General features: G+C 66.8%; 7 protein-coding genes and 2 pseudogenes. 5 read left to right on the top strand and 4 right to left on the bottom strand.

Going from position 1 to position 11,901, the window contains the following annotated elements:
- The 4 genes and pseudogenes from moaC (BQ7477_RS09225) to BQ7477_RS09210 all read right to left on the bottom strand — a co-directional run.
- Nucleotides 1-352 (bottom strand): cyclic pyranopterin monophosphate synthase MoaC (gene moaC, locus BQ7477_RS09225; RefSeq protein ID WP_073983852.1); only part of this gene is annotated, 352 nt, incomplete at its 3' end.
- Between the two features lie 142 nt (nucleotides 353-494).
- Nucleotides 495-833 (bottom strand): MoeA family protein, encoded by a 339-nt coding sequence (locus tag BQ7477_RS13115; RefSeq protein ID WP_420884445.1) that lies wholly within the window; start codon nucleotides 831-833, stop codon nucleotides 495-497.
- Between the two features lie 66 nt (nucleotides 834-899).
- Nucleotides 900-1,487, bottom strand: a pseudogene (moaC, locus tag BQ7477_RS13110) (cyclic pyranopterin monophosphate synthase MoaC); the annotation flags it as partial.
- 1,238 nt (nucleotides 1,488-2,725) lie between these two features.
- A pseudogene (locus BQ7477_RS09210) lies at nucleotides 2,726-3,008 on the bottom strand (alcohol dehydrogenase catalytic domain-containing protein); the annotation flags it as partial.
- Between the two features lie 173 nt (nucleotides 3,009-3,181).
- Between BQ7477_RS09210 and moaA the strand changes: the two are divergent.
- The 5 genes from moaA (at nucleotide 3,182) to narJ (ending at nucleotide 11,900) form a co-directional block, all read left to right on the top strand.
- Nucleotides 3,182-4,246: a GTP 3',8-cyclase MoaA gene (gene moaA, locus BQ7477_RS09205; RefSeq protein WP_073983672.1), complete on the top strand. Its 1,065-nt coding sequence runs from the start codon at nucleotides 3,182-3,184 to the stop codon at nucleotides 4,244-4,246.
- 223 nt (nucleotides 4,247-4,469) lie between these two features.
- Complete coding sequence (locus tag BQ7477_RS09200; protein ID WP_073983671.1) at nucleotides 4,470-5,825, top strand: MFS transporter; 1,356 nt, start codon at nucleotides 4,470-4,472, stop codon at nucleotides 5,823-5,825.
- Nucleotides 5,826-5,893: 68 nt separating this feature from the next.
- Nucleotides 5,894-9,664: a nitrate reductase subunit alpha gene (locus BQ7477_RS09195; protein ID WP_073983670.1), complete on the top strand. Its 3,771-nt coding sequence runs from the start codon at nucleotides 5,894-5,896 to the stop codon at nucleotides 9,662-9,664.
- A complete protein-coding gene (narH, locus tag BQ7477_RS09190; protein ID WP_073983669.1) occupies nucleotides 9,664-11,214 on the top strand; it encodes a nitrate reductase subunit beta in 1,551 nt (516 codons plus the stop codon). The genes BQ7477_RS09195 and narH overlap by 1 nt, the downstream gene beginning before the upstream one ends.
- The gene (gene narJ / locus BQ7477_RS09185; protein WP_073983668.1) at nucleotides 11,211-11,900 is read left to right on the top strand and encodes a nitrate reductase molybdenum cofactor assembly chaperone; all 690 of its coding nucleotides are present in this window, start codon (nucleotides 11,211-11,213) and stop codon (nucleotides 11,898-11,900) included. Before narH ends, narJ begins: the two co-directional genes overlap by 4 nt.
- Nucleotide 11,901 lies beyond the last annotated feature (1 nt).

The following is an 11,901-nucleotide window of genomic DNA, read 5'->3' as shown; positions in this document are numbered from 1 at the left end:
CCGTCACCGCCGTCAACGCCTCCATCTCCACGCCCGTCCGATCCGCCGTGCGCACCGTCGCGCTGATCGCCACGTGATCTGCCTCCAGGCTCAGGTCCACCGCGCAACCGTGCACGCCGATCGTGTGCGCGAGCGGCAACAACTCCGGTACACGCTTCGCCGCCGCAATGCCCGCAACGCGAGCAACCGCCAGCACGTCCCCCTTCGGGACCGTACCGTCGCGCAACGCCCGCATAACCTCCGGCGAACAATCCACGCGACACACGGCGCTCGCCTGGCGAACCGTCGGGCTCTTCGCCGTCACATCCACCATGTAGGCGGCGCCCTCCTCATTCAAATGCGTAAACTTCACTGATTACCTTTCATTACCTTTCATGATGGCGACACCCGCGAACAACGGGTCGCAGGTGAGGAATCCTCGGCGTCGGGTCCTGGACCTCGGAATTGCTTCTGAGTACGGGGCGAGGGGCCCCTGTGCCGGGCGACGTGCCGCGTCAGCCCACCAGCGCCACGACGGCCAGCTCCTCGCCAGCCTCGACCGCGCCACGCTCCGGCGCCACCACGCCAATGCCCTGCGCCCGCGCCAACGACGCCACCAGATGCGACTTCGACCCCAACGGGTGCACCGGCTCCACCCAGCGGACCCCGGCCTCGGGAACGACGGCCTCGCCGCCCCCCAACCCGGCGACCGACGAACGCGCCCCGGCCTCGTCGACGAAACGAAGCGGAATGAACTGAGTCTTACCCTCCGGCGACTCCCACCCCACCCGCGCCCGCGCAATGACGGCGCTCGGAACGGTCGCGCCGCGCTCGGGCACAACCAGACCCGACATAACCGCCAGCGCGCCCGCCACATACATGTGAAACGTCGTAAAAACCGACACCGGGTTGCCCGGCAGACAAATGACCGGAGTCTCACGCCCGCGGCCACCCACCGGCGTCGACCCCACACCCTGAGGGCCGCCCGGCTGCTGAGCGACATGATGGAAACCCGCATCCGCCCCCAAAGTCAGGCGCACCACCTCGAAAGCGCCCGCCGAAATACCGCCGGCGGTGATCACCAGGTCAGCGTCGGGAGCCCCGTCCAGCGCGCGGCGCAGCTCCTCCGGCGTGTCACCCGTGCGTAGGTGAGCGACGANCACCGCCGTCAACGCCTCCATCTCCACGCCCGTCCGATCCGCCGTGCGCACCGTCGCGCTGATCGCCACGTGATCTGCCTCCAGGCTCAGGTCCACCGCGCAACCGTGCACGCCGATCGTGTGCGCGAGCGGCAACAACTCCGGTACACGCTTCGCCGCCGCAATGCCCGCAACGCGAGCAACCGCCAGCACGTCCCCCTTCGGGACCGTACCGTCGCGCAACGCCCGCATAACCTCCGGCGAACAATCCACGCGACACACGGCGCTCGCCTGGCGAACCGTCGGGCTCTTCGCCGTCACATCCACCATGTAGGCGGCGCCCTCCTCATTCAAATGCGTAAACTTCACTGATTACCTTTCATTACCTTTCATGATGGCGACACCCGCGAACAACGGGTCGCAGGTGAGGAATCCTCGGCGTCGGGTCCTGGACCTCGGAATTGCTTCTGAGTACGGGGCGAGGGGCCCCTGTGCCGGGCGACGTGCCGCGTCAGCCCACCAGCGCCACGACGGCCAGCTCCTCGCCAGCCNCGAGCGGCCCCGCGCCCGGTTGCCCAGCTGTTTCAGCTCTTGCTCAAGAAAGAACTTCCAGGCCTCCTCGTTGTCTCGTGACGCTTTCATGTGGAAGTTGTCGAAGCGTGTGCAGGCGTGGGCGTTCATGCACATTTGCGTGAACGCGGCGCGACGGTTGCGTGACGTGCGGGCGGCAGTAATCTGTGCGGACTCAAGGCTCTCAATGAGGAGCCCGCCTGCGTCGATGGCCTCGGGGAGGCGACAGGCATGCTGGGGCATTACCCTCATCGGAGCGAAGGTGTGAGTGCCGATTGTTACTGCGGGCAGCACGATGGGGTGGTAAGCGGATGACGCGGCAACCGTGATCGGCGGAAGCGCGGGATCGCTGACATAGCCGTGCGCCCACAGCGCGCATTGTCCGGTAGTGACGAGTGCTCGGTGCGTGTGCGCGAGGTGATACATGCGTGCGGCGAGCACGACCTCTGGTAGTTGTTCGACACCGATGTTTCGCAGCTTCGCCAGGTCAAGGTAGGTCCTGCCCGCAATTTTCACTGCCGTCGGTACCCTCGTGAGGCCGTGATGACTCGAGCGAGGGACTCGAATAATTGCACGTTCAACAATTCCTAGGATGTAGGGGGCTCCGATGCCCTCATCTTCTGGGCTCATGTGTGAATTCTAGTGCGTTAAACATTAGTTTGTAACAGTTTGAACGACGTGAATTGGTTTGATTTCTCTTTGTCTGAATAGCTGGTGGAGCACGAAGTTTCCGCCGGTGGTGGCGGGCGACTGGCTGGTCCGAGGCCGTGGCCCGGTGATCCGTCGCTGGTGGCGGGCGAGGTGGCGGTTGGCGCGGGCGAATGGGGGGAATTGCAGCATTAGGGGTGCGACACGCCGGCGACACGCCGTAGCGATGCGTCTAATGGTGCAAAACCCCCCGTTGGGTGGCGGGGTGTGGGCCGGTGGGCGGTGGCTGAGCGGGCGGCCGGGTGCGTTGTTGCCGGGTGCAGCTGGCGAGGCGGCCGGGTGGGCTGTGGCCAGACGCGTTGTTGCCGGCGTTCGCGGCGGGGCGTGGNGGCAGATGGCGCACTCGCCGCAGGAGATGCAGAAGGAGCCGACGACGAAATCGCCGGGGCGCACGGTCGTGACGGCCTCGCCCACTTCGACGACGGTGCCGACGTACTCGTGTCCCATGCGCTGGTCGTGGACGGGCTCCATGCCGCGGTAGGGCCACAGGTCCGAGCCGCAGATGCAGGTGGCCGCCAGCTTGATGATGGCGTCCGTGGGTTCCAGGATGGTGGGCATCGGCGTCTCTTCGACGGTGACGTTGCCGGGTTCGTGCATGACGACGGCGCGCATGGTGCTCCTCGCTCGGGTGGCTCTCGTGTATTCACGCTATCCCGGTGCTGCAACTCGTGTCTGCGCTGTCCACTGTAGCCTTTCTCTCAGGCGACGAGGCCGGGGCGCGGTTGCGGGGTGCTCGCACGTATTTCGAGGGGCGAAGACCGGGTAAAAAGCGGTAGGGTGTCGCCATGTCTGTCGAGTTCGTATCCGCCGCGCAGGCGGCGCAGGGGGTGGCGTGTGAGGCGCCGCTGCGGCTCGTCGACACCTTCGGGCGCGTGGCCCGAGACCTGCGCGTCTCGCTCACCGACCGCTGCAATCTGCGCTGTTCCTACTGTATGCCCCCCGAAGGCCTGGACTGGTTGCCCACCGAGGAAACCCTGACGGACGACGAGGTCGTGCGCCTCGTTGGCATCGGCGTTGAGCGGCTGGGGATCCGGCAGGTCCGCTTCACCGGCGGGGAGCCTCTGCTGCGCCGAGGCCTCGAGGGGATTATTGCCGAGTGTGCCCGGCTGCGCAGCGACGAAGGAAAGAAGCCGGACCTGGCCCTGACAACGAATGCGCTCGGCCTGGCCAAGCGCGCCCAGGGCTTGAGGGATGCGGGCCTGGATCGCGTCAACATTTCGCTGGATTCCCTGGATGCTGAGCACTACGCGGCGATTACGCGTCGCGACCGCCTGGGAGATGTGCTGGAGGGTATCGAGGCGGCTGCGCGCGCGGGCCTGACCCCGATCAAGGTCAACACCCTGGTGCTGCGCGGCATGAACGAGGCCGACCTGCCCGACCTGGTCGACTACTGCCTGGAGCGGGGGATCGAGCTGCGCGTCATCGAGCAGATGCCGATTGGGCCGGCGGACACCTGGGACCGCCAGAACATCCTGACGGCCGACGAGATCCTGCACATCATGGGCACCCGCCACACGTTGACCCCCGCGCAGCGAGAGGATCCGCATTCCCCGGCGGGTCGGTGGATTGTGGACGGAGATCCGACCAAGAGGCTCGGAGTTATCGCCTCAGTGTCCGACCCCTTCTGCGGGGCGTGCGACCGCACCCGCCTGACCTCGGACGGAATGGTGCGCTCCTGCCTGTTCTCCACGGAGGAGACCTCGCTACGCGACGTGCTGCGCGGGGGCGGGGATGACGCGCAGATCGCCGCTCGATGGGCCGACGCCATGTGGGTCAAGCCGGTCGCGCACGGCCTCAATATCGACGCTTTCGCGCGTCCGTCGCGCACGATGAGTCGTATTGGTGGGTAAGTCCCCACTAATTTCGTAACGCCGACGTTTTGTAACGGCGGTCGATAGCGGCGTTGACATCCTCCCCTCTGTGCTCGAAACCCCTATCTTTCCTTGTTGTACCAAGGGTGATGCACGTCCTAAAAAGATGGTGTGACGAAGGTAATTTGCCTTGGGAGCCTCCGTGTTAAAGAACGTCCGGCGTGCGCCCGCGCCCGGACCCCCTTCAGACATGAGGAGAGCCATGAGCGCGACCGACCCCGCGGCCAAGAAGAGCCGCTACCTGCTCACTGACTGGAACCCCAACGACGAATCCAAGTGGGACTCGAAGCTCGCGTGGCGCACGCTGTGGATCACGACCTACTCGCTGATCCTGGCGTTCTGCGTGTGGTTCCTGCCCAGCGCGATTGCGCCGAAGCTCACGCTTCTTGGGTTTCCCCTGGACACGGTTCAGCTGTACTGGCTGACCGCCCTCCCCGGCCTGGCCGCCGGCATCCTGCGCCTCATCTACATGTTCCTGCCCCCGCTCATCGGCACCCGCAAGCTCGTGGGCATCACCTCCCTGCTGTGCATCATCCCCATGGCCGGCTGGTTCTTCGCGGTCCAGGACAAGACGACCCCCTACTGGGTCCTCCTGACCCTGGCCTTCATGTGTGGCATCGGCGGCGGCGCGTTCTCCGGCTACATGCCCTCCACCGGCTACTTCTTCCCCAAGCGCCTCGCCGGCACGGCGCTCGGCCTGCAGGGCGGCATCGGCAACCTCGGCATGTCTGTCATCCAGCTGGTCGGCCCCATCCTCATGGGCTTCGGCCTCTTCGGCATGACCTGGCTGGTGGACCCGCAGACGCAGGTCGGCGAGCAGGCCGGCGAACACGTCGGTGAGAGCATCTGGGTCTACAACGCCGCGGCCTTCTTCATCCCGTGGTGCATCCTCGCCGCGATCCTCGCCTTCATCTGGCTGCGCGACGTGCCCGTCAAGGCCAACATCAAGCAGCAGCTGGACATCTTCTCCAACCCCAACACCTGGTACATGACCATCCTCTACGTCATGACCTTCGGCCTCTTCTCCGGCTTCTCCGCCGTCTTCGCCCTCCTCATCAACAACCAGTTCGGCGGCGACTCCATCCTCAAGCTGGGCGTCAAGGGCGCGACCTTCGCCTTCCTCGGCCCCCTCATCGGCTCGATCATCCGCATGTCCTGGGGCATCTTCTGCGACCGGATGGGCGGCGCGATCTGGACCTTCATCTCCGGCGTCGGAATGGCCATTACCCTGGGCGGCATCGCCTGGGTCCTGCGCAACCCCACCGGCATGACGGACTTCAAGATCTTCCTGGGCCTCATGCTTGCCATGTTCCTGTTCTCCGGCTTCGGCAACGCCGGCACCTTCAAGCAGATGCCGATGATCATGCCGGCCCGCCAGGCCGGCGGCGCCATCGGCTTCACCTCCGCCATCGCGTCCCTCGGCCCGTTCCTGGTCGGCGTCGCGCTCTCCGCCATCAGCGCCCCGGTCTTCTTCGCGGGCTGCGCCATCTTCTGCGCCCTGTGCTCGGTCCTGTGCTGGATCATGTACGCGCGCAAGAACGCCCCGTTCCCCGGCTGATCCACCCGGCACTGCGTGGTGCCGACGGACCTGCCACTGCCTCGTCAATCGACTCTTAGGAGCACCCCATGACGAATCTCGAATCCGATATGACCTTCCCGACCTACGACGGCGAGGTCAAGCCAGCGACCGGCGCGACCCTGTTCGCGCTCGGCTCGTGGCTGCGTCGCGGCAAGGCGTCCGCCGATGCGCGCCAGCTCTTCCTCGAGGGCGGCCGCGAAGGCGACTCCTTCTACCGCGACCGCTGGAGCTACGACAAGATCGTGCGCTCCACCCATGGCGTGAACTGCACGGGCTCGTGCTCGTGGAAGATCTTCGTCAAGGACGGCGTCATCACCTGGGAAACCCAGCAGACTGACTACCCGTCGACCGGCGCGGATATGCCCGAGTACGAGCCCCGCGGCTGCCCGCGTGGCGCGGCGTTCTCGTGGTACGAGTACTCGCCGACCCGTATCAAGTACCCCTACGTGCGCGGCGTCCTGCTCGACATGTTCCGCGAGGCCAAGAAGCGCCTCGGGGATCCTGTCGATGCGTGGGCCGCGGTCGTCGAGGACCCGGAGAAGGCGCGCGCCTACAAGTCGCAGCGCGGCCGCGGCGGCATGGTCCGCGTGTCCTGGGAAGAGGCGATGGAGATCGTCGCCGCCGCCTACGTGCACACGATCAAGCAGTACGGCCCCGACCGCATCGCCGGCTTCTCGGTGATCCCCGCCATGTCGATGATCTCCTACGGCGCGGGTGCTCGCTTCCACGAGCTCATCGGCGCCACCATGCTGTCCTTCTACGACTGGTACGCGGACCTCCCGCCGGCCTCGCCGCAGGTCTTCGGCGACCAGACCGACGTGCCCGAGGCCGGCGACTGGTTCAACTCGCAGTACCTCATCATGTGGGGCACGAACCTGCCGCTGACCCGTACCCCCGACGCCCACTTCATGGCCGAGGCCCGCTACCACGGCCAGAAGGTCATCGTCGTGTCCCCGGACTTCGCGGACAACACGAAGTTCGCGGACGACTGGTTGCGCGTCCAGCCCGGCACGGACGGCGCCCTGGCCCAGGCCATGGGTCACGTCATCCTCAAGGAATTCCACGTCGGCAAGCGCGAGCCCATGTTCCTCGATTACATGACGCGCTACACCGACTCCCCGTTCCTGGTGGAGATCGGCGAGGTCGGCGAGGGCGCCCACGAGGGCATCGCCCCGACGACCCTGGTTCCCGGCAAGTTCCTCACGGCCGCCAAGATGCCCGCGGGCACGACGACGCGCACCGAGAACAACCAGTTCCGTCCCCTCGTCATCGAGGCCGACGGCACGGTCAAGGACCCGGGCGGCACGCTCGCCGATCGCTTCGGCGAGGAGGGCGCGGGCCACTGGAACCTCAACCTGGACGGCGTCGAGCCCGTCATGTCCATCATGGACACGGACGAGTGGGAAGCCGCCCTGATCGCTCTGCCGCGCTTCGATCTGCCCGCGGCCCCCGGCCAGGCCTCGGTCGGCGGTGGCTACGTGAAGCGTGGCGTGCCCGCGCGCCGCGTCAACGGACGCCTCGTGACGACCGTGTTCGACATCCTGCTCGCCCAGTACGCCGTCGAGCGTGAGGGCCTGCCGGGTGAGTGGCCCACCGACTACATGGACGCCTCCACGCCGGGCACGCCCGCGTGGCAGGAGGAGTTCACCTCGGTTCCCGCCGCCGCAGCCATCAAGATCGGCCGCGAGTTCGCACAGAACGCGGTTGAGACGCAGGGCCGTTCCATGATCCTCATGGGTGCTGGCGTTAACCACTACTACCACGCCGACGAGATGTACCGTACGTTCCTGGCGCTCACGGAAATGTGTGGCACCCAGGGCCGCAACGGTGGCGGCTGGGCCCACTACGTGGGTCAGGAGAAGGTCCGCCCGATCATGGGTTGGGGCTCCTTCACCTTCGCCCTGGACTGGGCGCGCCCGCCGCGCCAGATGATCTCCACCGGCTGGTACTACATGACCACCGACCAGTGGCGCTACGACGGGGCCGCGGCCTCGGCCATGGCGAACCCGATCAAGTCCTCGCACCTGGACGGCAAGCAGCTGGTCGACACGCTCGTCGAGTCGGTTCAGCGCGGCTGGATGCCCTGCTACCCGACGTTCTCCAAGGGTTCGACCCAGCTGGGTCGCGAGGCCGCCGAGGCCGGCATGGCGCCCGCGCAGTACGTGTCCCGGGAGCTGCGCGAGGGGCGCCTGCAGTTCGCGATCGAGGACCCGGACGCCCACCACAACGTCCCGAAGATCCTCGCGAACTGGCGCACGAACCTGCTCGGATCGTCCGCGAAGGGCACTGAGTTCTTCCTGCGTCACATGCTGGGCACCGGCAACGAGGTCAACGCGCAGGAGCTGGAAGAGGGCAACCGTCCCGCGACCGTTAACTGGCGCGACGACCACCCCGGCAAGCTCGACCTCATGTGGGTCGCGGACTTCCGTAACACCTCGACGACGCTGCACTCCGACGTCGTGCTGCCCGCCGCCACGTGGTACGAGAAGCACGACCTGTCCTCCACGGACATGCACCCCTTCATGCACTGCTTCGACGAGGCCGTGAACCCGCCGTGGGAGGCGCGCACCGACTTCGAGGTGTTCCAGACGCTGGCGCACCTCGTGGGACGCCTGGCCGCCGACCACCTGGGGACGCAGACGGACGTCGTCGCGGTCCCGCTGGGTCACGACTCTCCGGACGCCATGACCATGGCGAGCGGTGTCGTCCCCGAGCAGACGTGGACGCCCGGCAAGACCATGCCGAAGCTGGTCCCGATCGAGCGCGACTACACGCAGGTCGGCTACAAGTTCGACCGCATGGGTCCGCTTCTGCCCAAGGCCGGCCTGGCCGCCAAGGGCGTCGCGTTCAACGTGCAGGAGGCCTACGAGCAGCTCGGCGACCTCAACGGCCGCGCCCCCATGGACGGCAACGCCGGTGAGGGCATGCCGCTGTGTGACACCGCGATCAAGGCGGCGAACATGGCGCTGCGTTTCTCGGGCACCACGAACGGCTCGCTGGCCGTTCAGGGCTTCCGCACGCTGGAAAAGCGCGTCGGTAACGAGATGGCGTTCCTGGCCGAAGGTGACGAGGAAAAGAAGATCACCTACCAGGACACCGTCCTGCAGCCGCGCAGCGTTATCACCAGCCCCGAGTGGTCGGGTTCCGAGCATGGCGGACGACGTTACAGCGCCTTCGTTCAGAACGTCGAGTGCCGCAAGCCGTGGCACACGCTCACGGGCCGCCCGCAGTTCTACGTCGACCACGACTGGATGATGGACATGGGCGAGGCCCTGCCGATCTTCCGTCCGCCGCTTGACCTGGCGCACATCTACGGTGAACGTCCTGTCGGCGACCACCGTCCCGGTCAGCCGGGTCAGGCCGAGGTCGCGGTGCGCTACCTGACGATCCACAACAAGTGGGCGATCCACTCCCAGTACTACGACAACCCGTACATGCTGACGCTGGGTCGCGGTGGCCAGACGGTGTGGATGAGTCCGGCCGACGCCGCGAAGATCGGCGTGCGCGACAACGAGTGGATCGAGGCGAAGAACCGTAACGGCACCGTGTCGGCTCGCGCTGTTGTCTCCCACCGCATCCCGGAGGGCACGGTGTTCATGCACCACGCCCAGGATCGCCAGATCAACACCCCGCTGAACGAGGAATCCGGCAAGCGCGGCGGTACGCACAACTCGCTGACGCGAATCTTCATTAAGCCGACCCACCTGGCCGGCGGCTACGCGCAGTTCGCCTACGCGTTCAACTACTACGGTCCCACCGGCAACAACCGTGACGAGGTCACGGTTATCCGCCGCCGCTCCCAGGAGGTGCAGTTCTGATGAAGGTCATGGCTCAGATCGCGATGGTGATGAACCTCGATAAGTGCATCGGCTGCCACACCTGTTCCGTCACCTGTAAGCAGGTGTGGACGAACCGTGAGGGCACCGAGTACATCTGGTTCAACAACGTCGAAACCCGTCCCGGCGTGGGCTACCCCCGCGGCTGGGAGGACCAGAAGAAGTGGAAGGGCGGCTGGAAGCGTACCGCCACGGGCCGCCTCGTTCCCCGTCAGGGCGGACGCGTCGCCTCGCTCGCGAAGATCTTCGCGAACCCGACGCAGCCGACCATGAAGGACTACTACGAGCCGTGGACCTACGAGTACGACAAGCTGCTCCAGGCGCCCGCGAACTCCCGCGCGATCCCGACGGCCCGCGCGAAGTCCACGATCACGGGCGAGCACATCGACAAGCCCGAGTGGGGCCCGAACTGGGACGATGACCTCGGTGGCTCCATGGAGACCCTGGATCAGGACCCGGTCCTGCACCAGATGAACCTCCAGGTCGCCAAGACCATCGAGGACGCGTACATGTTCTACCTGCCTCGCATCTGCGAGCACTGCCTGAACCCGACCTGCGTGTCGGCGTGCCCCTCGGGCGCGATGTACAAGCGCACCGAAGACGGCATCGTCCTGGTCGACCAGGACCAGTGCCGCGGCTGGCGCATGTGCGTGTCGGCCTGCCCCTACAAGAAGGTCTACTTCAACCACAACACGGGCAAGGCCGAGAAGTGCACGCTGTGCTACCCGCGCCTCGAGGTCGGCCAGCCGACCATCTGCTCGGAGACCTGCGTGGGCCGCCTGCGCTACCTGGGCGTGCTGCTCTACGACGCGGACCGCGTCACCTGGGCCGCCTCCCAGGAGGACGAGCGCGACCTGTACCGCGCCCAGCGCGAGATCCTGCTCGACCCGTTCGACCCGCAGGTGGTCGCCCAGGCCCAGGCCAACGGCGTTCCCCACTCGTGGATCAAGGCCGCCCAGCAGTCCCCGATCTGGAAGCTCATCACCGAGTACGAGGTCGCCCTGCCGCTGCACCCCGAGTTCCGCACCCTGCCGATGGTCTGGTACGTGCCGCCGCTCTCCCCGGTCGTCGACCAGGTGACCGCGTCCGGCAGCGACGGCGAGGACCACAAGGTCCTGCTGTCCGCCATCTCGCAGATGCGCATCCCGCTGGAGTACCTGGCCGGCCTGTTCACGGCCGGAGACACGGCTCCCGTGGAGCTGGCGCTGCGCCGCCTCGCCGCGATGCGCTCCTACATGCGCGACGTCTTCGTCGACAACCCGACGAACGAGGGGATCCCGGCCTCCGTGGGCATGACCCCGGAGAAGGTCAAGGAGATGTACCGACTGCTGTCGATCGCCAAGTACGACGACCGCTTCGTCATCCCGACCGCGCACCCCGAGATGCCGCGTGGCATCAAGGAGCTCGAGGGCTGCCCGGTGTCCTACGACGTCGAGGCCTTCCACGGCCTGGCCCCCGCCACGTCGAACCGCCCGACGAGTGGCTCGTCGCCGGAGGGACGCCAGATGCTCCCCCTTGAGGTCGTTCGATGAGTACTTTCGTCGGCATTCCGCGTATTCCTGCGGCCGCTCCGGAAACGGAGATGGATCCGCGCGGCGCGCGCGGCGTGCGCATGGCGGTCTCCCTCCTCCTGGACTACCCGGGGGATGACTTCGAGACCAAGCTGGATGCGGTCGAGGAGGCTCTGGCGGACCTGCCGGAGCCGGCCTCGGCGTCCTTGGCCTCGTTCGTGAGCTACGCTCGCGCCGCGGGCATGCGCGCCATGCAGACCACTTACGTGGAGACGTTCGACCAGCGCCGCCGCTGCGCGCTCGGCCTGACGTACTACACGCACGGCGACACCCGCGGGCGCGGCCAGGCGATCCTGGCGTTCAAGGAGGTGCTGCGCCGAGCCGGCTTCGAGATGGACCGCGAGGAGCTGCCCGATCACCTGCCGGTGGTCCTGGAGTTCGCGGCCTTCGACGAGACGGGTACGGCCGAGGGCCTGCTGCGCTCGAACCGCGAGGGCATTGAGGTGATCCGCACGGCGCTGCGCGCCGCGGATTCCCCGTACGCGCCGCTGCTGGACGCGCTGGTCGCGACGCTGCCCGAGCCGGACGAAAAGACCATTGAGGGCTTCCGTAAGCTCATTAGCCAGGGGCCGCCCACCGAGCTGGTGGGCGTGGGCGATCTGTCTGCCACGCCCTTCCCGACTTCCGAAACAACGATGGGACGGTAAC

Origin of the sequence: Actinomyces bouchesdurhonensis (genome assembly GCF_900128465.1) — a bacterium.
Lineage (GTDB): Bacteria > Actinomycetota > Actinomycetes > Actinomycetales > Actinomycetaceae > Pauljensenia > Pauljensenia bouchesdurhonensis.
This window is presented reverse-complemented; position numbering and strand designations above follow the sequence as displayed.

What these genes read in the sequence shown, in the direction of transcription:
- narJ (WP_073983668.1), top strand. Translation starts at nt 11,211, where the DNA reads ATGAGTACTTTCGTCGGCATTCCGCGTATTCCTGCGGCCGCTCCGGAA.
- BQ7477_RS09195 (WP_073983670.1), top strand. Translation starts at nt 5,894, where the DNA reads ATGACGAATCTCGAATCCGATATGACCTTCCCGACCTACGACGGCGAG.
- narH (WP_073983669.1), top strand. Translation starts at nt 9,664, where the DNA reads ATGAAGGTCATGGCTCAGATCGCGATGGTGATGAACCTCGATAAGTGC.
- moaA (WP_073983672.1), top strand. Translation starts at nt 3,182, where the DNA reads ATGTCTGTCGAGTTCGTATCCGCCGCGCAGGCGGCGCAGGGGGTGGCG.
- BQ7477_RS09200 (WP_073983671.1), top strand. Translation starts at nt 4,470, where the DNA reads ATGAGCGCGACCGACCCCGCGGCCAAGAAGAGCCGCTACCTGCTCACT.
- BQ7477_RS13115 (WP_420884445.1), bottom strand. Translation starts at nt 833, where the DNA reads ATGTCGGGTCTGGTTGTGCCCGAGCGCGGCGCGACCGTTCCGAGCGCC.